Annotated in this window: 21 protein-coding genes; 12 read left to right on the forward strand and 9 right to left on the reverse strand. The window is 44.4% G+C overall.

Annotated elements, in window-relative coordinates; translation table 11 throughout:
- Positions 1-51: 51 nt before the first annotated feature.
- Positions 52-507 carry a methylglyoxal synthase gene (locus AB4558_RS19020; RefSeq protein WP_017060888.1) on the forward strand — a complete coding sequence of 152 codons (456 nt, stop codon included), beginning with the start codon at positions 52-54 and terminating at the stop codon, positions 505-507.
- A gap of 120 nt (positions 508-627) precedes the next feature.
- Here the strand turns inward: AB4558_RS19020 and AB4558_RS19025 are convergent, their stop codons facing one another.
- Together AB4558_RS19025 and helD are read right to left on the reverse strand one after the other, a co-directional pair.
- Positions 628-978, reverse strand: coding sequence for a VOC family protein (locus tag AB4558_RS19025; RefSeq protein WP_017071128.1), 351 nt, complete (start codon positions 976-978; stop codon positions 628-630).
- An 87-nt stretch (positions 979-1,065) separates the two neighbouring features.
- On the reverse strand, positions 1,066-3,141 hold the full coding sequence (gene helD, locus AB4558_RS19030; protein WP_017069441.1) for a DNA helicase IV: 2,076 nt from the start codon (positions 3,139-3,141) through the stop codon (positions 1,066-1,068).
- 177 nt (positions 3,142-3,318) lie between these two features.
- Here helD and yccS point away from each other — a divergent pair, with 177 nt between their 5' ends.
- From yccS to AB4558_RS19055, 5 genes are all read left to right on the forward strand, one after another.
- Positions 3,319-5,502, forward strand: a complete 2,184-nt coding sequence (yccS, locus tag AB4558_RS19035) for a YccS family putative transporter (protein WP_372103237.1) — start codon at positions 3,319-3,321, stop codon at positions 5,500-5,502.
- A gap of 332 nt (positions 5,503-5,834) precedes the next feature.
- A complete protein-coding gene (locus AB4558_RS19040; protein ID WP_029235859.1) occupies positions 5,835-6,020 on the forward strand; it encodes a hypothetical protein in 186 nt (61 codons plus the stop codon).
- Between the two features lie 121 nt (positions 6,021-6,141).
- The gene (locus AB4558_RS19045; RefSeq protein ID WP_017060893.1) at positions 6,142-6,462 is read left to right on the forward strand and encodes a hypothetical protein; all 321 of its coding nucleotides are present in this window, start codon (positions 6,142-6,144) and stop codon (positions 6,460-6,462) included.
- A 161-nt stretch (positions 6,463-6,623) separates the two neighbouring features.
- On the forward strand, positions 6,624-7,886 hold the full coding sequence (locus tag AB4558_RS19050) for a hydroxymethylglutaryl-CoA reductase (protein ID WP_029235254.1): 1,263 nt from the start codon (positions 6,624-6,626) through the stop codon (positions 7,884-7,886).
- Positions 7,887-7,961: 75 nt separating this feature from the next.
- Positions 7,962-8,873: a LysR family transcriptional regulator gene (locus tag AB4558_RS19055; protein WP_372159004.1), complete on the forward strand. Its 912-nt coding sequence runs from the start codon at positions 7,962-7,964 to the stop codon at positions 8,871-8,873.
- 27 nt (positions 8,874-8,900) lie between these two features.
- Here the strand turns inward: AB4558_RS19055 and AB4558_RS19060 are convergent, their stop codons facing one another.
- The 3 genes from AB4558_RS19060 to AB4558_RS19070 all read right to left on the reverse strand — a co-directional run bounded on the left by AB4558_RS19060 (position 8,901) and on the right by AB4558_RS19070 (position 12,367).
- The gene (locus tag AB4558_RS19060; protein WP_372159005.1) at positions 8,901-9,815 is read right to left on the reverse strand and encodes a YjjW family glycine radical enzyme activase; all 915 of its coding nucleotides are present in this window, start codon (positions 9,813-9,815) and stop codon (positions 8,901-8,903) included.
- A gap of 56 nt (positions 9,816-9,871) precedes the next feature.
- Positions 9,872-11,437, reverse strand: coding sequence for a YjjI family glycine radical enzyme (locus AB4558_RS19065; RefSeq protein WP_372159006.1), 1,566 nt, complete (start codon positions 11,435-11,437; stop codon positions 9,872-9,874).
- A gap of 330 nt (positions 11,438-11,767) precedes the next feature.
- Positions 11,768-12,367, reverse strand: a complete 600-nt coding sequence (locus AB4558_RS19070; protein WP_017064785.1) for a class I SAM-dependent methyltransferase — start codon at positions 12,365-12,367, stop codon at positions 11,768-11,770.
- Between the two features lie 161 nt (positions 12,368-12,528).
- Here AB4558_RS19070 and AB4558_RS19075 point away from each other — a divergent pair, with 161 nt between their 5' ends.
- Positions 12,529-13,407, forward strand: a complete 879-nt coding sequence (locus AB4558_RS19075) for a LysR family transcriptional regulator (protein WP_016797108.1) — start codon at positions 12,529-12,531, stop codon at positions 13,405-13,407.
- A gap of 34 nt (positions 13,408-13,441) precedes the next feature.
- Here the strand turns inward: AB4558_RS19075 and AB4558_RS19080 are convergent, their stop codons facing one another.
- On the reverse strand, positions 13,442-13,792 hold the full coding sequence (locus tag AB4558_RS19080) for a hypothetical protein (RefSeq protein WP_052880051.1): 351 nt from the start codon (positions 13,790-13,792) through the stop codon (positions 13,442-13,444).
- 288 nt (positions 13,793-14,080) lie between these two features.
- Between AB4558_RS19080 and AB4558_RS19085 the strand changes: the two genes are divergently transcribed.
- Positions 14,081-14,977: a cation diffusion facilitator family transporter gene (locus AB4558_RS19085; RefSeq protein WP_017060900.1), complete on the forward strand. Its 897-nt coding sequence runs from the start codon at positions 14,081-14,083 to the stop codon at positions 14,975-14,977.
- Positions 14,978-15,024: 47 nt separating this feature from the next.
- Here the strand turns inward: AB4558_RS19085 and yddG are convergent, their stop codons facing one another.
- Together yddG and yjjG are read right to left on the reverse strand one after the other, a co-directional pair.
- Positions 15,025-15,957: an aromatic amino acid DMT transporter YddG gene (gene yddG / locus AB4558_RS19090; protein ID WP_102420150.1), complete on the reverse strand. Its 933-nt coding sequence runs from the start codon at positions 15,955-15,957 to the stop codon at positions 15,025-15,027.
- A gap of 178 nt (positions 15,958-16,135) precedes the next feature.
- Complete coding sequence (gene yjjG / locus AB4558_RS19095) at positions 16,136-16,810, reverse strand: pyrimidine 5'-nucleotidase (protein ID WP_372159007.1); 675 nt, start codon at positions 16,808-16,810, stop codon at positions 16,136-16,138.
- A gap of 225 nt (positions 16,811-17,035) precedes the next feature.
- Between yjjG and AB4558_RS19100 the strand changes: the two genes are divergently transcribed.
- The 3 genes from AB4558_RS19100 (at position 17,036) to AB4558_RS19110 (ending at position 19,716) form a co-directional block, all read left to right on the forward strand.
- Entirely contained in the window at positions 17,036-17,188 is a 153-nt protein-coding gene (locus tag AB4558_RS19100) for a hypothetical protein (protein ID WP_004730229.1), read from the forward strand.
- Between the two features lie 260 nt (positions 17,189-17,448).
- Positions 17,449-18,597 (forward strand): L-threonine dehydrogenase, encoded by a 1,149-nt coding sequence (gene yiaY / locus AB4558_RS19105; protein WP_017069430.1) that lies wholly within the window; start codon positions 17,449-17,451, stop codon positions 18,595-18,597.
- A 195-nt stretch (positions 18,598-18,792) separates the two neighbouring features.
- A complete protein-coding gene (locus AB4558_RS19110; protein ID WP_372159008.1) occupies positions 18,793-19,716 on the forward strand; it encodes a hypothetical protein in 924 nt (307 codons plus the stop codon).
- Positions 19,717-19,831: 115 nt separating this feature from the next.
- Here the strand turns inward: AB4558_RS19110 and AB4558_RS19115 are convergent, their stop codons facing one another.
- Entirely contained in the window at positions 19,832-20,266 is a 435-nt protein-coding gene (locus AB4558_RS19115; RefSeq protein WP_004730224.1) for a YccF domain-containing protein, read from the reverse strand.
- A gap of 247 nt (positions 20,267-20,513) precedes the next feature.
- On the opposite strand from AB4558_RS19115, the gene AB4558_RS19120 reads away from it, so the two are divergent.
- Entirely contained in the window at positions 20,514-20,639 is a 126-nt protein-coding gene (locus AB4558_RS19120; protein WP_017075772.1) for a hypothetical protein, read from the forward strand.
- The last annotated feature ends 92 nt before the right edge of the window (positions 20,640-20,731 follow it).

Below are 20,731 nucleotides of genomic sequence, written 5' to 3' on the forward strand. Positions count from 1 at the left end.
GGCTGAAGAACTCAAAACAATAAAAACGAAACAACAATTTAGGGAACATTCATGCAAAAAACGACGCGCACTATGCCAACACATAAGCATATCGCTTTGGTCGCTCATGACCACTTCAAACCTGAGCTACTAAGATGGGTCAAAGAGAACAAAGAAAAACTACAAAAGCACTTCCTTTACGCAACGGGCACGACTGGTTCTTTACTAAGTAAAGAGACAGACTTAGCAATCAAGAGCATGATCAGCGGCCCTATGGGCGGTGACCAACAACTTGGCGCGCTTATCTCTGAAGGCAAGATCGATATGCTGATTTTCTTCTGGGATCCACTTAATGCTGTACCACATGACCCAGACGTAAAAGCACTGCTTCGTATCGCAAGTGTTTGGAACATTCCTGTGGCCACTAACCGCGCTACCGCTAATTTCTTGTTTAACTCTTCACTGCTTGAAGAAGAAGTAATCATCGAGATCCCAGACTACGAAGCGTACCTAGCTGAGCGCACGTAATCGCACGTTAAATGTGCTCTCTACTGAACAGACTAAAAAGCCTGCATTTTATCGCAGGCTTTTTTATGTCTCGTTTTCAGACATTAAACAGTTCAATCATAAAACAGTGCGAGAGTCTCTCTATTTATCGCTCCACACTGCCATCTCGTTGCCACTTGGCTCTCTGAAATGGAAACGTCTGCCGCCGGGAAAGCTAAAGATCTCACGGTTTATCTGACCACCAGCATCAATTACATCGCGCTCGGTTTGCTCAAGATCTTGGCTATAAAAAACCATCAGCGCCGCGCCATTATCCGTATTCGACGCCAGATCCGCCAAATAGAAGCCACCCATTAAGCCTTTGCCTTCAAACGCAGAATACTCAGGGCCATAGTCTTCAAAGCTCCAACCAAACACTTGACTGAAAAATGCCTTAGTTGCGGCGATGTCTTTCGCAGCAAATTCAATGTAGTTAATAGAGCCGTGTTCCATAGCAAATTCCTTATGCTTTATGCGTCTGCCTTGTGATATTAGGGCAGGGATTGAAGATCTAATCTTAGACAATCAAGTCAAGTAACATCACTTTTTACGAACAACTGGGTAATCAGAACCATGCAGCTCCTGCACAAAGCCAGAGCCGTCGCCACTGTGCGTGATCCATACTTTCTCTTTTGCCCGCGTCATTGCTACATAGAATAAACGACGCTCTTCAGCATAAGGGAACGCGTCTGATGATTCAGTCAATGCGCCATCAATATGCAGCTGTTTCTTCTTGGTCGGGAACTGTCCTTCGTCAACACAAAGAATAATGACAAAGTCCGCCTCTTTACCTTTACTGCCGTGGCAAGTCATGAACTTGATATCAATGGAAGTGAAGATCTTCTTCCAGTCTTCCAACAACTCTGGCTTGTGGTAATGATTACGTCCAAGTAGCAGCACCGATTTATTGGTTTTGCCTTTGGATTGACGGTTCAGTTGATCAAGAATCTTCTCAACTTCTTTACTTGGCGCACTGTACACCGCCTTCTGCTTCTGTTGCTTGAAGCTGTTCAGTTCTTTCGGAATCTGAATTGGGTTTTCTTGTACAAAGCGATTAGCCACTGCACCTAGCTGATTGTTAAAGCGATAAGTGGTATCTAGGTGATGAATGGTCGAGCTTTCAAAGCGATCCTTAAAGCCCGTGGTCAAATCCACATCCGCACCTGCAAACTGGTAAATCGACTGCCAGTCATCGCCTACTGCAAAAATAGAGGCTTGATGCTCGGCTTTAGACTGATTACACAGTGCTTCAACCAAGGCAAGACGATCAGGTGAGATATCTTGGTATTCATCGATCATGATGAACTTCCAAGGTGAGATAAACTTGCCCTTCTCGACATACTGAGTCGCTCGGCTGATCATGATTGAGAAGTCGATATGATTCTGTTCTTTCAGCTCCTTTTGCCACGCGGTTACACATGGCCAACACAGTGAAAGCTCGCTGTTGAGGCGCGCATAGTCTCGGTGATCAATCAGCTGTTGCTGTACTTCTTTTTTGGTTAAACCCGACGCATTCAACTGTTCTAGCTGCTTTTCAAGCCAACCGATCAATTTGAGGTTTGAAACGTGGCTACCAAGCTCATCGTCACCGGTTAAATAAGCGATTGGCCATTTAGACAAATGCTTTTGCCAACGTTTAAAGTTGGTCGGTGTCATCCAGTGCTTCTTCAACCAATCAATGCACCATGCTTGGCGTTGGTTGTCATCGAGCGCTAAAGGAGAAATAACCACACGTTCGGGTTCAACTTGATTCAGTATCTTTAAACCCAACTGGTGGAAAGTGCTGACTTGCACCTTCTCTGCTGATAAACCAATTTTGCTGTCGAGACGTTGCTTCATCTCTTCTGCCGCTTCACGACCAAAAGCGAGCAATAGCAACTCTTCAGCTTGAGCTTGATGGCTTTGCAGTAAATACGCGACGCGAGCCGTTAGAACACTGGTTTTACCCGAGCCTGCACCCGCTAAAATAAGGTTGTGATCATCATTCATCAACACCGCATATTGCTGCGATAAGTTCAGTGGTGACGACTCACATTGCGCAAACAACACTTCCCAGTTTTTTCGCTCGGTCTCTAGCCATTGCTGGTTTCTTTCAGCTTGCTTGATTTCCGTTTCAGATAACCATGGCTGCATTCTTGCGATGCGGTTTGGCATGCGTTGTGCGGCCTCTTCTAGCGTCATTGTCATACTCTCTAAGCCTGAGTTGACCATATCAACCCAAGTGTTGACCTTAGAATGCGGTAGAAAGGCTGGTAATTGCTCAAGACGTGTTAATTCAGCTTCCCACTGAGGTACGTGTTCAGCCAATTGTTCACATTGAGTGTCGTGCCACTTCTGATAAGCACTAACTGACGCGCGTGCAAATTGACGGCATTGATCCCAAGGTAAGCCTTGTACTAACCAACTGCACTGTGTTCCATCTTGTTGATTAGCAAAAAATTGTAGCGATCCCCAGAACAATCCGCGCTTTATCGCGATCTTGCCACTCCAAATAGTAAATGGGATACGCTCTTCACTGCCTACTGAAGATAACAGCAAGCGTGGACCATCAAGTTCAACCTGATGATATTCATTTTGAATAAAAAACTGTGCAGTCTTGTTAGCGCTTAGCTGCATTGGAGTGTGCTCTTAATTGGGAATATTGAATTTATATCATGATGCAATGAGAATTAATAATATCTCATATCTTATCGACGCTTTCATGACCACCTACGGGCAATTATGGATAAGTATCAAATTCTTGTGCTTGATTTCTGTTAGGATTATGGTTTTTAGTGTGTCAAGTGAGCGACTGTGGACTTTTCAGCCAAATTACGCCTCTATTGGGCGAATAAAACCATAAATTACAGCGTATTAATTCTCATCACTCTGCTCGGCGTGGTGGTGCCTGCTTGGTATTATGGACAAAACACACTGATCACGCCTTTGATCTTAGGCGTTATTGCTGCGGCTCTTGCGGAAAGTGATGACAGCTTTACCGGGCGCTTGAAAGCACTCACGCTGACCTTTATCTGTTTCGCCGTTGCGGCTTTCTCTATTGAGCTTCTCTTCGATACGCCTTGGCTGTTCGCGATCGGGCTTTTTGTTTCAACCTTCTCTTTTATCATTCTCGGGGCAATTGGCCCTAAATACGCGAGTATCGCGTTTGGTTCTCTCTTGGTTGCCATCTATACCATGCTTGGTGCACACGAGAGCACCAACCTTTGGTTTCAACCGCTTCTACTGTTAACTGGCGCCGCTTGGTACTACTTCATGTCGATGATTTGGCAGATAGTGTGGCCAATGCAACCCGTGCAGCAAAACTTAGCCACGGTATTCGATCAAATCGGTAACTACATCGATTCAAAAGCGGAACTCTTCTACCCCGTTTCTGACTTGATTCCCCAGCCACACCGAATCATTGAAGCCAAACTCAACGCGAGTACCGTTAACGCACTCAACATGTGTAAAGCGACGCTGCTTAATCGCTCTAAGCGCGGACACATTGACGGCCCTAGTGACCGATTTCTTAACACCTACTTCATCGCACAAGATATTCATGAACGCGTAAGCTCTAGCCACTATCGTTATCAAGAGCTAGCAAAACACTTTGAACGCTCTGACGTGTTGTTTCGATTTAAGTATCTACTGGAAGCGCAGGCAACAGCGTGTAAAGAAGTGGCGAGCTCGTTGAAAGTTGGCGCTGAATACCAGCATGGTGACAAGTCTGTATTAGCACTCGATGAGTTGATGTCTTCGCTTAATCATCTGCACCAACAGAACAACCCAGAGTGGAAATCACTGCTGAACCAGTTGGATTACTTATTCAATAACCTAGCAACCGTTGAAAAACAGCTCTCAAATATCAGCAACCCAGATGCAGAGAAGATTGAAGAAGGTGTATTGAACGATACCAACCCTCATACTTTGACGGCAATGTGGCACAAGATCAAAGCTAACTTGCACACCGATTCTATGCTATTCCGCCACGCGATTCGCATGGCGATCACTTTGACGCTGGGCTACGGGATTATCCAGGGTTTTGATATCGAACGAGGTTATTGGATTCTACTGACGACACTGTTTGTGTGTCAGCCAAACTACAGTGCAACCCGTCAAAAACTGACGGCGCGTGTCATTGGCACGGTCGCAGGCTTATTGATCGGAGTACCGTTACTGACTTTCTTCCCGTCGCAAGAGAGCCAATTAGTGTTCATTGTGATCAGTGGCGTGATGTTCTTTGCGTTTCGAATCAATAACTACGGGTTTGCGACCGGCTTTATCACACTGCTTGTGCTCTTCTGCTTTAACCAATTAGGTGAAGGCTACGCGGTAGTATTGCCAAGGTTAGCGGATACCTTTATTGGTTGTGCTCTCGCCGTGCTTGCTGTCATTTATGTGTTACCTGATTGGCAGTCGAAGCGACTGCACAAAGTGATGGCGAATGCGCTCGATTCCAATAAGAACTATCTCGCTCAGATCATCGGCCAATACCGTGTCGGTAAGAAAGATAGCCTAAACTATCGTATCGCTCGACGTAGTGCGCATAATAATGATGCAAACCTGACTGCCGCGATCAGTAGCATGTTGGTTGAACCGGGTAAGTACCGCACCTCTGAAGATGAGAGCTTCCGATTCTTAACACTCAATCATGCTCTACTTAGCTATATCTCGGCTCTGGGTGCTCACAGAACGCGTATTGATGATGAAGCGACACACAAACTGGTGCTAGATGCGCACAGAGTAATCCACCAGCATCTCGACGCTCTAAATGATCAACTCTATTCTCATAAAGAGCATTGTGAAGTGAAAAACGCTTATGACCCGGAGCTGGATAAACGTTTGAGTGAATGGCGAGAAGAAGATGAGAATTCTGTCAAAATGGTTCTACAACAGCTCCATTTGATCTATCGAATGCTTCCAGAACTGCATACCTTAGCGACCAAGTTTGCAGTTAAGGTTAAGATCGACAAGTCGTTTGAAACAGAAGCTTCTTGAGCAACAAACAAAATACCGTAAAAACAAAAAGATAACGCCAATTGCTTATCTTTTGATCATCACAAATATTTATACATTGCTTTACCCATACCCCTAATTGGGTAGAGAAATTACTTACCTACCCTTGTGCCACAAGGGTTGAAGGCGTTTTTACATTGTAGGAATTTTCTGACTTTGATTGACCAAGCCTTAACTTTTCCTAACATTTCTCGGACAAAAAACGACCACAGGAATTTATAGTTGTCTTAGTTTCAAGAAACTTCAAACATCATTTAAAATTCACTTAATCTTGTTTGATTTCCTGAATCAGTAGACTATGCTCTAAAGAGCATATTGATTTGAACAAAGGTCACACTATGAATACACAGCAATTTGAAGCATTTAAGCAGCAAATACAGCTTCTTAGCCCACAACAATTAAAAGCACTTCAGGGTGAGATCGACGGCAACCTTGAAACAGAGAAGCCTTCTTTGCTTACTGATGAAGAATTAAACGCGCTAAATGACCTGTTCAGTTAATAGACAGACATCACTATTTTAGCTTAAGTTCACATTTTCACCGTAAATTTCATCTGTTCACCATTGCGCTCAAAATATCGTCCGCCTAGACTCATTCCATACGTCAATAAAAGGTTCTGATATGTCGATATCTGGTATTCAATCTGGTTACGCCATTATTCAGCAATCCACCAACATGGCTGAAGAAGCCGCAATCGAGCTCAACCAAGCCTCCAAACACGCTCTAGAATCCGACGACACTTTCGAAGCTAGCGATCTCAGCTTTAATCAAATAGAGCCTGAACAAGCCATTTCCTTTAAAGACAAAGAACCTGAACCTGCTTCATCTTCAACCGATTCCTTGATTAAACTGACACAAAGCGCAAGTTATAACCGCGTTGGTGCAAGTGTGGTTGATCGTCAAAACGAAGCCATCGGTAGCCTTCTCGACATTCATATCTAAATTTCGCTCAAATACAGCCTATATTTCGCGAAACTTCGCTGCTTTTTGCTTCAACAACCACACAAACTGTAACTCATTATATCAGGCGCTTGTTTCTGGTTTATTACTCGGTAGAATCAGCGCAAACCAATTTGCTGCACAAACTTTACTTCATACTATTTATGCCAAAACTAAATCTGCATCGCCGTGACTATGTTTCTATTTTAGGAGGCGACATCTCCGCAGACGAATTAGAAAAAAAGCTTCAGCCTCATTTTGAAAAGCCAGTAAATAAGCTGACACCTAGCCCCTACCTGACAGAAAAGAATCTCACACGTCGCTGGACAGCGCTCGATAATGCAGATTCACAGCAAGAACTGCTCGACCCTCATACACAAAGTCAGTTCCAAGCTTATGAGAAAAACATTGAGCACTTTATTGGCACCGTTAAAGTCCCTGTGGGAATATCTGGCCCTTTAAGAGTCAATGGCCTATTTGCTACGGGCGATTACCTCGTACCACTCGCGACCACAGAAGCTGCGCTTGTCGCGTCTTATAACCGTGGTTCTAAGCTGATTACGGCTTGTGGTGGCGCAAGTGCTATGTTGCTCAATGAAGGCGTAACACGTACTCCTGGCTTTGCCTTTCAAGGATTAGTTGAAGCCGGACAGTTTGTGGCTTGGGCTGTGACACAGTATGACCAGTTCAAGATCTTGGCAGAATCAACAACATCACACGGCAAGCTGACCGACATTAATATCAACATCGAAGGTAACCATGTTTACTTGGTGTTCGAATTTCTAACCGGAGACGCTTCTGGTCAGAATATGGTGACCATCGCAACCAATGCCGTGTTTGAGTACATCATCGAAAATACGCCAGTTAAGCCTGACCACGCTTTCCTTGATGGCAACTTGTCAGGCGATAAGAAAGCCAATACCCAAACCTTGCGCAGCGTTCGTGGCAAAAAGGTAACTGCTGAGGTTAATATCCCTGCAGAGCTTGTCGCGAAGTACCTACACACGACACCAGAGAAGATGGTCCAGTTTGGCCAAATGACCACAGTCGGTGGCGCTTTGAGCGGCACTATCGGTATCAACGCCCATTATGCGAATGCACTGGCGGCACTTTACATCGCTTGTGGCCAAGACGCGGCCTGTGTCGCCGAGTCAGCGATTGGTATGACGCGTATGGAACTCAACAAAGAAGGCGGTTTATACGCTAGCGTGACACTGCCTAACCTAATGGTGGGGACTGTCGGCGGTGGTACTGGCTTGCCAAGTCAAAAAGCCTGTTTAGATTTACTTGGGCTGCATGGTAACGGTAAATCACAAGCCCTAGCTGAAGTTTGTGCTGCACTGTGTTTAGCGGGTGAACTATCGATTGTGGGCGCATTTTGCGCAGGCCACTTTTCACGAGCGCACCATAAGCTAGCTCGTAAATAACCTTTATCCAATTTGGCTTGTTCGATTTTGTCGTTCATGCAAAATCACAAGCCAATCTGAATGCGTGAGTCATAAATGGATTACTTACACTTATCTAGGGTGAGCCTTAAGCACCTCACTGCGCTTCATATTATGCTGAACACCCACAGCGTCACTCAGACCTCAGAGCAACTCTGTGTCAGCCCTTCGAGTGTAAGCAAAACCCTGTCTCAGTTGCGTGACATCCTGAATGATGAGCTTTTCTATCGAGATGGTACCAAGCTTATCCCGACTCCCTTTGCTCTGAAGATAGCGCCCACTGTTCACGCAATTCTTTCAAGCATGAATGGACTGCTTCATCAAAAGAGTTTTACCCCTCAAGAGTACCAAGGCAGTTTTTCACTTTCGATGCGTGAAAGTACCTTCGAAGTATTTGCCTCTAAGATAAGTAAAATCACTACTGAACTGGCGCCAAACGCGAAGCTCAACATCTATTCGAAACAACAGCTCGGCTTCGATGCTTTACTCAGTGGCAAGGTCAATTTGATCTTGTTGCCTCATGATATATCTCAGCCGCCGACCGATAACAAAGAGCTGGTTTGGGAAACAATTCTTCCAGATGAAATGGTTTGTTTGATGGGCGCACACCACCCTCTCGCTCAGCAAGAACTGGCGGTAGAAGGCTACTTAGATTACAAGCACATTGGGATTTTAGATAACGAACTGTCTCAGCCTTACTTTGAACAAAACTTGGTTCAATGCCACCAACCAAGAGAGATGGCAATATCGGTCGCGGACTTCGGCGCTGCGGCTGTGTTGTGTCACCACACACCTTTCCTGTTCACTTGCTCTAAACAGTGGGCTGAGCATGCTAAACAAGCTCAGGGCTTAGTGAGCAAGCCCTTGCCTTTTGATTACGGTAAGGTGGCGTACAGCTTGGTGTGGAATAAACCCAACATGAATGATCAAGCGATCAAATGGTTGTGTGACCTGTTTTTAGAAGCCTAACTCTTCGGTCATGGATGACAGAGAATATTAAGTGTACACCTCTGGCGTTTGCATCGGCCTTTGAACAATCGTGTAGAGCTGGTCGTGGAAGCTTTGCATCTGTTGTTTTGTACACTTAGGCCACTCCAACGCTTCGCCAGTCACGCCGTGATGTTGAAAAGCATTGAGTCGAATCCGAACATCAGTTGGCAATCCTTTCAAGTAATACCCAACTTGCTCTATCTCATCCTCAAGGTCACTCTTACCCGGAATATGCAAAAGCCTAACTTCGTGTAACTTACCTTGTTCCGCTAGATAATTGATGGTTTCAAACACACGATGATTCCCTCTTCCCACTAGCCAGTTATGGGTTTCTGATTGCCAAGATTTAAGATCAATCATCGCTCCATCAAGAAAAGGCAACACCTTGTCCCAGCCTTGTTTTGACAGCGAGCCATTGCTATCAATAAAACATGTGAGATGCGCTAGCTGTGGATCACGTTTAATCGCTTGAAACAGCTCTATGATAAACGGCAACTGCATGGTCGCTTCACCGCCAGAAACGGTAATGCCACTCAAGAAAAACTGATTATGCCTGACAAGCTCCAGAACCTCTGAGACCGTCATTGTGGTAATTTTCGGGCTCGACTTATGGTCGCAGATATCAATGCACTTATCGCAGTTGGTGCAAGCTGCTGGGTCCCACTTCACTTTGCCATCAACCATGCTTAAAGCACGGCTTGGACAGCCACTCACACAATCTCCGCAATGGTTACAGTGATTAATAGTGTGTGGGTTATGGCAGGTTATACAATCGAAATTGCACCCTTGTAGAAACAGCACTAGGCGATTTCCCGGTCCATCAACACAAGAAAAGGTCAGCACACGGCTGACCTTCGCTTGTTTTTCTGTCTTATTATTTTTAACCCTAGCCATTTGAGTTGTTAGATCAGAAATTTTCATAATTCACATTGTTCGTATTCGAAACGCACCATACACATAACGCACGCACGTTAAAGCTATTCGTATGTCGGCGACATCTCTAAACTCGCCACGCGTGGTTTACGCTCTAATATGCCCGTGTTCTTCGCAGCTTCGGCACCTAAAAAGGTGGTATTGGTGCGTGAGCCTTGCTCGTCATATTTGGCAATGTCAGACAGCTTAATCATGTAACCCGTCACGCGAACCAAATCGTTTGATGCCACGTTAGCCGTAAACTCACGGTAACCCGCTTGAATCGCACCTTTACACAAATTGAACATCGCTTCAGGGTTAGATTTCACTGTTTCGTCGATGGTCAGAATGTCACTGATGCCCGACGTGTAGAACTTATGGTGACCCGCAGTTGCACGAACATAAGAGACTGGATCCGGTTCGGTTCCATAAGGAATACGGACACCCGGGGTCACATCTTCATCTAGGCTAATACCGCCTTGAGCATGCAGCAGAGCTTTACCTTCTAACCCATACTTCACTTCAGAGCGTTCAACGATCTCAGCCAGCTTTTCAGAGATACGATGACCAAGCTGATTCGCCAGTTCATCGTGACCATAACGCCCTGCTTGACCTTCTTTCTCCAACAAGATGTTGACTGCTTCCGCCATGCCGTAAATACCAAACATTGGCGCAAAGCGATCCTCTTCGATCAAACCTTCTTTGGTTAAGAAGCCTTCGAAGAAGTTAGACTCTTCATGCAAGAAGCGGCTTCGAGCGTTCATCAACTCAACCATGATGCCACTGTAGTTCGGCAATACTTGTTGTAAGAAATCAGCACTGTCCTCAGACTTCAACGCCACTTGCTTAAGGTTCATACGCACCAAGGTGTTTGAACCACCCGCTAACGGCAGAGAGTTGTAGCAGCTCACAATACCAAAACGCTTATCGCCGTAAGCCTCGGCATGCGCTGGATAGTTTGCAATATGTGGTTTACTGCATTCACAGATGTTGCTCGCCGCATGACGAAGTAGATCATCAGGTGTCACGGCTGGGTCGTACATAAAGGTTAAGTTTGGCGCGATCTGCTTCAATTCAGCGTCTACACGTAAAATCGTACGGCAGATAATGTTGTCTGTTGGGCCGATATTCACATGCATAAAGGCGTCTGGCAGTGTGCGATCCAACATGATCCAGAACAGCTTAATCTTTTGGTATACCTGCTCTTCTGTTAAGTCGCCCACGAAAGGCATCAACACATCATCCAACTGACCTAGGTAAACCGGAATTGAAGTCACAGAAGGAACATGGTGGTAAAGGATGGTAAGCATGTTCAATGCTTCATCGAAGTTGGTTGCCGCGCTAAGCTCTAAATACTCTGAGCCTTGATGTAAGTATTTAGAATAATCTGGAAGTACATAGCGCGGCTTAAATGGGGCGTGTCCTTCAAACATGTCACACAGCACACCTTGTTGTAAGGCTTGCTCTACTTCTTTGCTTACCGGCATATACGGCAGGCTGGCTTCAGCTTCTAAGGCAAGATAGCTCGACTTCTGTTTTGCTGACAGGTTGGCATCTGAAATGATATTGCTAAAGCGTTGTTGTTGCTCTGAAAGTGGTGAAGAAGTAGATGACGCAGATTGGTGGCTCATGATTAAACCCTTAATGTTATTATGGGCTTATTTTATATCTCACCGTTATATTTCCACTAATGAAATGTATGCAAGACTACATTTCCAAAATGGAAATAAATAATTTGTAAATTAGCGGTGTTGAGTTTTCTATGAGCGAGATGAGAAACAGAGAAACAGAGAAATAGAGAAACCAGAGTTAGTAGTGAAGAAATGAGAAAGCGCTAATTCGTTCTGTTTAAAACGATAGCGCCAAAAAGAGAAAACCCACATAACTGACGTTAGAGTCGTTAATGTGGGTTTAGTAGTTTAAATGAGCATTCTGAATGCTAGCTCAAGGCATACACACGATTACAGATCTGGAAGCGCTTGTTTACGTCCAACACCCATTAATACCTTTAACTCTCCTTGTGGAGTGTCAATCGAGAACGGTGTAGAGACTTCAACGACTGCAAAGCCCGCTGCACTCAATACATTTTCTGAGCGCTGTTGGCTTACACCGTAGTCTTCACTGTCGCTTTCCAAGTACCAATCCCAGTGTACAAACGTACCGTCGTTTTCAAGCAGCGTGTAAATCAGACTGACTGTGTCTTGTAGGTTCGGGATAAAACCACACACCGAAGAGGCTACCACTAGGTCAAACTGGTTTCTGAATGCTGGATGCTGCGCTGCAAGTCCGCGCGATAAAATATCAACTACCGGTTCAACGTTAGGTAACTCTTTCTTATCTAACTCTTCAATCATCCCTTCAGAGATATCAAGTGCGATGATCTCTTTTGCTAAAGGAGATATTTTCTGGCTGAGTAGTCCTGTACCACAACCAAAATCAAGGACACGGGTTCCGTTTAAATCAACGAGCTGTGTTAACTGGTCAAATACGGATTGTGCGAATACTGCAGTTGCGGGATCTTTATCCCAATCAACGGCGTATTCGTCCCATTGTTTCGCCATCATGGCCTCCATCTTTACTTCTTGTAGGTTCGGAACTTCCCCAGAGTAAACCAAATTAGTCAATTCGTCATAGAGTTATCATGCAAAGATGGACTATTTCTAAGATAGTCAGCACAATATTCAGATAATATGCACCGACCCCCGCTCAATATGGAAATGAAATGAACCTTTCTCAAGTCCAAGCCTTTTGTTCCGTTGCTGATTTAGGATCAGTTTCTGAAGCTGCACGCCAGTTAGAATGCAACCGAACCAAACTCAGCATGTCGATTAAAGCCTTGGAAAAAGAGTTAGATGTCGAGCTGTTCGTCCGCAGCGGAAACCACGTTGAGCTTTCAGAAGCGGGTAAAGCGATTTACAAAGATTGCGAAGGCATGTTGGTGACAGCCGCGCGTATTAAACAAACCTGCTTGCATGTTTCGGGCGAATTCAACGCAGAAATTTGGATAGCACGAGATGACTCCCTACCCGATGAAATGTGGCAGGACTTATCTCACGCCTTAAATAACAAGTACCCTTCTACCTCATTCAACTTCGTTCTCGCATCGAGCGGTGACTTAGCTAACCTAGTTGAAACTCAGCAAGTCGACTTCGCATTTGGTGTCGATTACGAACGCGTCGATGACCCAAGAATTATCTACAACCCGCTTGGTAAGATTCGAATGATGTCTGTATGTAAGAAAGGACATGATTTGAGTGCGATGCGACGAGTGTCTGATGAAGTACTGAGAAATTCGATGCAAGCAACCATGGTTTATCTTAATGAAAAGGATAATCCTGAGCTTGAGCCCTTCTCGCGTCGTTACATTGGCTTCTCTAGCTTCGACTTTATGTTGGATACGATTCTACGTGAAGAAGCATGGGGCGTAATGCCTGAGCCATTGATTCGCCATTTACTGCGTGAACAAGAGCTTGCCGTGATCAAACACACCTACGGTTTAACACAAGAAGACTACTGTATGTTTACCGCGGCTGGCATGGCAGAGCACCCAGGAATGAATTGGTTGGCCGACCAGCTTAGTGATTATTTGTTTGATTTCTAGACGGACGACTTTTACTCCATACTTAAGTCTTGCTCTAGAAAACCATCACGTGATCCACTAAGTAGCGTCCGTCTTCTTCAACCAATACCATTTCGGCGACAAACTCGCCTTTGGCGATGGTGTAAGCTTGTTTCCACACAAAAGCGATGGAGTCTGAACGTCTAAACAGCGCGACTTGCTCTCGCTCAGCAAAAAAGCCATTACTGTGCTGATAATGGTGACACACCTTTTCTAAATATTCCGGCGTAACAATGTCTTTCATCCTTTGAGTAAAGTCTCGACAGTGCTGTTCATGATCGACCTTGGTTGAACCGTCCATCAGATTATCCATAATCGGGTTAGCAATCACCCACAACTCGTTATCACTGATATCGTCAAACTTCATATTGATTCACTCCTTGTCCATCGCAGTCGCAGTCAAATCTAGAAGACCAATAAGACCTTAGCGACTAATGTGTTTTATTAATCATAAACGATCCTATTTCAGTTGCACACCATCACCAAAAAACACTCAACGTCAACTTTATTGACACCACACCCTGATCTTAAGTCACTGAATTTTATTGATTTATATGTTCGAATTAAATAAGACATATAAACATCATCAGATAAAGTTTGTAAAGTTAGCTCATTATTAGAACAATGAAGTTATCAAAAACATCTGGAAAATATTATGTGTGACAGGAAAAGCCAAAACGAAAATCGAGTACTATTGTTCTCAGCCCTTTTAGCATCAGGCTTCGCAATTGGCGGATTGGTGTTGGGTCTTCTCGTTGGCTCTCTGGTCATAGTATTTGACGGTGTCTATTCTCTTATCAGCTTACTGTTAACTTTATTGTCACTAGCTGCTTCAAAATACATTAACCGCCCTTCAGATAGAGAGTTCCCGTTCGGTCGAGCTATCATCGAGCCGATTGTGATTGCGATTAAAGCCGTTGTGATTCTGCTTGTGGTTGGTTATTCACTTTACTCTGCGATTGGTGCCCTAATGACGGGTGGTCGTGAAGTTGATGCTTCTATTGCAACTCTGTTTGGTATTTTCAACGTGTTGGGTTGTGGTTACGCTTGGTGGTACATCGCGAATAAGAGCAAACGTATTTCTTCAGGTCTGATTCAGGCTGAATCTAAGCAGTGGCAGATGGATACGCTACTGAGTGTAGCGGTAACAGCGGGTTTCGTAGCGGCTTGGTTAATTACTTTTTCTCCGCTTGCAGAATACGCAGTGTATGCCGACCCAATGATGATGTTGCTAATGTCTTTCTACTTCATCAAAGTTCCTTTCGACATGTTACGTGAAGCCATGCGCGAACTGCTTATGATGTCGGCAAACAAAGATATTTGTGATGCGGTAGATAAGAACGTTGTCGCGGTAGACAAAGAAGCGGAGCAAGATTTGGAGCTGATGGGTGTGACTAAGGTTGGTCCAGAATTACGAATCAATGTTGATATTCATACCAACGACCAACAAGCGATTGCGGTCGATGATATTGAACGTACGCGCCGCCAACTTAAGCGACGCTTATCGAAGATGCCTTATGAGCTTCAATTGAATCTCAATATCGCGAGTTAAGAGTCGAGAGTTAAGAACCAAGAGCTAACCAATCAATCTCTCGCTGACTAAGACTCTGATTGAACCTTTTTAGAAGCCGACGCCGTAACCGTCGGCTTTTTGTCTCTGGTTACCCACCAGCAAGCTAAAGAGCCAATCGTTACCATACAAACGCCCTGCCAAAACGTCATGCTCAATGACAAACCCAAAATAATAGAAGACAGTAAGGTCGCAAAAATAGGCGTGAAATACGACATGGTCGCCAAGAAGACCATATTGCCGCCAAGTATCGCTGTATTCCAAAGCGCGTAACCTGCGCCCATACACACGCCTGCCAACACTAAGTCAATCGCAGCACTGGTTGTCATCACCATGCCGGTTTCGTTACTCAATGCGTATTTGATCCACAAGGTGATTGCCGTTGCGATAAAGAACAACACAATCGCATTCTGCCCTTTCGCCACTTTCTGAGTGTAATTACAGTAAACCGCCCAAATAATCGCGCCGAAAAACGCCATTGAATAAGTTTTTGGGTTAGTAGCAACATTGGCAGCGATTTGTTCAACAGAAAGCCCCTGATCGCCGCTGATGCTCCAAGCGACGCCAAAGAAGGCCAAGAAGATGCTTGGGTAAACCAACCAGTTAATTTTCTTGTCGCTCAGCAGCACCGCAAATAACACCGTCAGTGCTGGCCATAAGTAGTTGATGACAGCCATTTCCAAGGCTTGATGTCTATTGTTTGCCATTCCCAACGCCAAAGCCAAGAAGATCTCATAACAAACGAACAAGGCGCCGCCAATCAGCAAGTAAGACTTAGAAAAGCGTGAAAACTTAGGTAGCCCCATAACACAGACCAACAACAGCGAACTCACCGTATAAAGACTGGCCGCACCACCAATTGGACCTAGCTGTTCTGAGACGCTACGAGACAGAGCAATCAAGCAGCTCCATAGTAAAATGGCGATAATACCGTAGCAGCTATAACGATGAGATTTCAGCACACTTTTTCCTTTATCTGTTTTGATGGTCACTCTATGGTAAAACCAAGTTCAAAATAATTGGCCGAGTACATTTTCGTACTCGGCCATCAACACTTTGTTTACAAAGCATTGGTCGATTAAAGAAATCAACCGATTATGATTGTGTATTCGCTAGTGGCGGTCAGTTGTTAACTATTCACTAAGCCAGCAGTAGAGCTTGCAAGTCAGCCAAAGACTTCACTTGGTAGTGAGGATTGATACCCGCTGGCGCTGCCTTTTCTTGGCTGTTTAACCAACACGTTTCGATGCCAAAATCGAGTCCACCTAGAATATCGGAATGTGGGTTATCCCCGACCATCAATATTCTTTGTTTCGATGGCAATCCAACCAGCTTATGCGCATATTCAAAAATCTCGGCATCCGGTTTGGCTACCCCAACCTCTTCAGAAATAATCACGTGCTCAAAGTAATCCGTCATTCCGGTACGCTCTAAACGGATAGACTGAAGCTCTGTAAAACCGTTAGTAATGATGCCCATGTTCACTTTGCCTTTTAAAGACTCCATCAACTCTTGTGCACCCGGTAACAAAGAACAGATATCTGCCATCGCCGTTAAAAATGCACTATTTAAAGCAGCGGTTGTTGTTTCAAGCTTTTCAGCCCAACTTTCGAAGCGCGTATGTTTCAGTTGGTCTGCGGTAATGCGACCATCTTGGTAATCGACCCAAAGTGGTAAGTTAACCTTTTGATAAGCAGAATAATCTTGCTCGCTAAAATCCACACCAAAGCGAGAAAACATCAGCTTCATTCCTTGATAAGCATCAAAATGGAACAAGGTTTCATCTGCATCAAAGAATATCCAATCGTACTTCATTTTATTTCCTATTATTCGCGCTGTTGAGCAGTGCATGCACTGTTTTTGTCGTTGTTTTTATCGTTGCCTCAAAGGGCGGAGCATCACTTTACCCTCAATTTTGTGAGCCTGTATATAAATCTAATAATTTATAGAAAACAAGCCACAAGTCATGATGTATCGCAAATTTTGCCACATATTAAACCAATACCATACAAGAAATACACTTAGGTACCGGGAGGTACTATGAAGCACTTTTTACCGTCATCTGTCATGCTCACCCCTTTTCTTGTCAAATACTATGACGAGGAGCCAGAAGACACGCTTGATTCTGAAGAGTCACAAGAACCTCAAATTGAATGCAGTGATGACTCAGATAAAAAGTCGACACAAGCCTAACTAGATCAGCTTTCAATGAAAAAGCTTACTTTTCATTGTTATAGAGCACCATTTTGCCCTTAGTTGAATCAATTTATCACTATCCATTACTGACAAAGAACACAGCCAAAATCCATGAAAACGATTGCTATATGAGCCCTATCACAACGACTAGCCACAAAGTGGTAGTTCGGAATCAAAGTTGTTCCAGATCAATGGTCAACCACTTGAATGCCGACAACATGTAGGAAATTAAAAATCATAATTAACGGAGTTTTCCAATGTCTACTGCATTTTACATCCCTACAATCAACTTCATGGGTACTGGCTGTTTGAAAGATGCTGCTGATAGCATTCAGTCTCAAGGATTCAAAAAAGGTCTGATCGTTACTGATAAGATCCTGAATCAAATTGGCGTAGTTAAGCAGGTACAAGACCTTCTTAGCCAACGTGGCGTAGACGCAGTTGTATTCGACGGCACTCAACCAAACCCAACCATCACTAACGTGAACGATGGTCTAGAATTGCTGACTGACAACGATTGTGATTTTGTTGTTTCTCTAGGTGGCGGTTCTCCACACGACTGTGCAAAAGGTATCGCTCTGGTTGCTTCTAACGGCGGCAAGATTGCAGATTACGAAGGTGTCGATCAATCTGAAAAACCGATGATGCCTCTTATCGCTATCAACACGACTGCGGGCACCGCTTCAGAAATGACACGTTTCTGCATCATCACTGATGAAGAGCGCCACATTAAGATGGCTATCGTTGATAAGCACACAACACCGCTTATTTCAGTAAACGATCCTGAACTAATGCTTGCTAAACCTGCATCACTGACTGCTGCAACAGGTATGGATGCGCTAACACACGCAATCGAAGCTTACGTTTCTATCGCAGCGACACCAATTACAGACGCTGTAGCGATTAAAGCCATTGAACTTGTACAAGCTCACCTAAGAACGGCAGTAGCGCACGGCGAAGACATTGAAGCACGTGAACAAATGGCTTACGCACAGTTCATGGCGGGTATGGCGTTCAACAACGCGTCACTAGGTTATGTTCATGCGATGGCGCATCAGCTAGGCGGCTTCTACGATCTTCCACACGGTGTGTGTAATGCTATCTTGCTACCACACGTTCAACGCTACAACGCGCAAGTTTGTCCTGAGCGTCTACGTGATGTTGCAAAAGCAATGGGCGTTAACGTTGAAGGTATGTCACCAGAGCAAGGTGCAGAAGCTGCGATCGAAGCAATTGTTCAACTAGCAAATGACGTGAACATCCCAACAGGTATCGCGCAACTTGGTGCGAAGCTAGAAGATATCCCTACTCTGTCTGACAACGCACTGAAAGACGCATGTGGTTTTACTAATCCTAAACAAGCGACCCACGAAGAAATCTCTGCGATTTTCGAAGCGGCAATGTAATCTAGATACAAATCACTTCTTATAGCTAAAACAAACGGACTCACCTTGTGAGTCCGTTTTCTTTTATCTATCCAATCCCTTTCAAACCTTTATCTTCCTCGCTAATCACTCATCACTCATCACTAAAAAGTCGCATTGTTGCAATCGCTTGGTTATAGTCAAACTATTGATATATAGAATAACAAACAGGTTCCATTGAGTCGTAGGATAGCTAGCACCTCATTATTGGCGTCAATCATTTCATACTCAGTTCAGGCAGAGGAACAAAATGAGTGCCACAGTCAGCCGTTAGAAGACGTCCCTGTCGAAAAGGCTTACCATTTCCTGAACAGTAAGTTTTGCCAACCTGCACTCTGGTTCGATAGCTTCTTTGTAGATGACCGAATAACTGAAGATGCCAGAGCTGGCACATCTGTACGTTGGTATAACGATTTTATTTATTCAGAAGGTGGGGAGCTCGACTACTCAACCAAGCTCAATGCGCGTCTGCATCTTCCTTTTGTCAGTAAACGCCTAAAATTGATCTACGAGTCTGTCAGCGATGAAGAATTCTTGGATTTTTTTCCGAATGATTCCGATGAATTGGAAAGTGCATTAGGCCTGCGTTATGACGCTTATGCCAAGGGTTACAGTAGCTTCAATATTAAGGCAACATTGCGACCGCGTATCGAAGCTCGCTACCGTTTTACCTACCCTCTGACCACCGATGTGGTATTCAGGCTTACCCAGCGGGTATATCAGGAAAAACAGGAGACTGGTGAGATCACTGACATCGACTTTGATCTTTCTTTGAGTGATGACTTCTTGGCTCGATGGTCAAGCTTTGCGGGGTATAACGACGACCTTAAAGGTTGGAATTATGGTACGGGATTAACCTTGTATCACTACCTTGCTCAAGACCAAGCTCTTCAATACAGTGCCACGATTAATGCAACGGATGAGCCTCATAATCATTACGAATACGCTCAGGTTTCGGTTACCTACCGACAAAACGTATGGAAAGAGTGGCTGTTCTACGAACTCATCCCTCGTTATCAATGGGAACGAGAACCCCATGAGAAACATACCGAAGAAGCCAACATCACCCTGCGGCTTGAAGTCCTGTTCAATAATGTCTAGCTCAACAACGCCTAGTTAGTGTTTGGGATATGAGCGTCGAGAGATAAGAACAGAGGCACAAAAAAAGCACATCATACGATGTGCTTTTCAGTTCAATCAGGCTAAAAGTGTAATCTTAACCCTTGTAATTTCTTACTCGCGCCGCTTCTGCTTCACGTTTATCGACAACCGTCTTACCGATAGGCGCCAGTGAGATAACCGCTAATTTAAGGTGTTGAATCGCGAACGGAATACCAATGATGGTAATGAAACACGCCACAGCTGACATGATGTGACCAATCGCAAGCCAGATCCCCGCAAATAAGAACCAAATAACGTTACCAATCACACCTAGCGGGCTCGTGCCGATGTCCATTTCATTGGTTAGCTCGTCACGCGAAATCGCTTCCTGACCAAATGGGAAGAATGAGAAGTTACCCATAACGAAACACGCTCTACCCCATGGAATACCAACGATGGTTAGGAATGCGAGCAGTCCGAAGAACCACCAAGCTAGTCCCATAAATACGCCACCGAACAGAAACCAAATGATGTTTCCTATTGTTTTCATTCTGTATTCTCCAAATCTTTAAATGCTGTTTATTTGATATGCCGAGTAAGGCAATGCTTGTTCTAATAGGTTCATTATTGTTGAACCTTTATGAACCGTTTATGAATCACTTACATTTTATGTGATTGATTCACGCCACGATTCTCTAAATCCACTTAGGGCTAAACCCATTTATTTGATACCATGCACTTAGATTTTTAGTACCAAAAAGCTAAACAGACTCAACAACGAATTTAAGGCCGAATTTATGAATAACACTGAGCAACCTAAAAAGAAAATCAAAAACTGGGTGCCAATCGTCTTCTTCGGACTTCTCAGCACGGTTCCAGTGTTCATGTTCTTAGTTGATGTGTACATCAACCAGTATATGTAACAGAGCCTGTCATCCTAGCTGCATAAATGGATACCGGACCGATTTCTTGTATCCATTTCCATTAGCTCCGCTCTTCTGCAGTCCGTTCTTCT

The organism is Vibrio sp. 10N.222.51.C5 (assembly GCF_041474575.1).
In the GTDB taxonomy this organism is placed as follows: domain Bacteria; phylum Pseudomonadota; class Gammaproteobacteria; order Enterobacterales; family Vibrionaceae; genus Vibrio; species Vibrio crassostreae_C.

What these genes read in the sequence shown, in the direction of transcription:
- AB4558_RS19020 (WP_017060888.1), top strand. Translation starts at nt 52, where the DNA reads ATGCAAAAAACGACGCGCACTATGCCAACACATAAGCATATCGCTTTG.
- AB4558_RS19025 (WP_017071128.1), bottom strand. Translation starts at nt 978, where the DNA reads ATGGAACACGGCTCTATTAACTACATTGAATTTGCTGCGAAAGACATC.
- helD (WP_017069441.1), bottom strand. Translation starts at nt 3,141, where the DNA reads ATGCAGCTAAGCGCTAACAAGACTGCACAGTTTTTTATTCAAAATGAA.
- AB4558_RS19045 (WP_017060893.1), top strand. Translation starts at nt 6,142, where the DNA reads ATGTCGATATCTGGTATTCAATCTGGTTACGCCATTATTCAGCAATCC.
- AB4558_RS19050 (WP_029235254.1), top strand. Translation starts at nt 6,624, where the DNA reads ATGCCAAAACTAAATCTGCATCGCCGTGACTATGTTTCTATTTTAGGA.
- AB4558_RS19055 (WP_372159004.1), top strand. Translation starts at nt 7,962, where the DNA reads ATGGATTACTTACACTTATCTAGGGTGAGCCTTAAGCACCTCACTGCG.
- AB4558_RS19060 (WP_372159005.1), bottom strand. Translation starts at nt 9,815, where the DNA reads ATGAAAATTTCTGATCTAACAACTCAAATGGCTAGGGTTAAAAATAAT.
- AB4558_RS19065 (WP_372159006.1), bottom strand. Translation starts at nt 11,437, where the DNA reads ATGAGCCACCAATCTGCGTCATCTACTTCTTCACCACTTTCAGAGCAA.
- AB4558_RS19070 (WP_017064785.1), bottom strand. Translation starts at nt 12,367, where the DNA reads ATGGCGAAACAATGGGACGAATACGCCGTTGATTGGGATAAAGATCCC.
- AB4558_RS19075 (WP_016797108.1), top strand. Translation starts at nt 12,529, where the DNA reads ATGAACCTTTCTCAAGTCCAAGCCTTTTGTTCCGTTGCTGATTTAGGA.
- AB4558_RS19080 (WP_052880051.1), bottom strand. Translation starts at nt 13,792, where the DNA reads ATGAAGTTTGACGATATCAGTGATAACGAGTTGTGGGTGATTGCTAAC.
- AB4558_RS19085 (WP_017060900.1), top strand. Translation starts at nt 14,081, where the DNA reads ATGTGTGACAGGAAAAGCCAAAACGAAAATCGAGTACTATTGTTCTCA.
- yjjG (WP_372159007.1), bottom strand. Translation starts at nt 16,810, where the DNA reads ATGAAGTACGATTGGATATTCTTTGATGCAGATGAAACCTTGTTCCAT.
- AB4558_RS19100 (WP_004730229.1), top strand. Translation starts at nt 17,036, where the DNA reads ATGAAGCACTTTTTACCGTCATCTGTCATGCTCACCCCTTTTCTTGTC.
- yiaY (WP_017069430.1), top strand. Translation starts at nt 17,449, where the DNA reads ATGTCTACTGCATTTTACATCCCTACAATCAACTTCATGGGTACTGGC.
- AB4558_RS19115 (WP_004730224.1), bottom strand. Translation starts at nt 20,266, where the DNA reads ATGAAAACAATAGGAAACATCATTTGGTTTCTGTTCGGTGGCGTATTT.
- AB4558_RS19120 (WP_017075772.1), top strand. Translation starts at nt 20,514, where the DNA reads ATGAATAACACTGAGCAACCTAAAAAGAAAATCAAAAACTGGGTGCCA.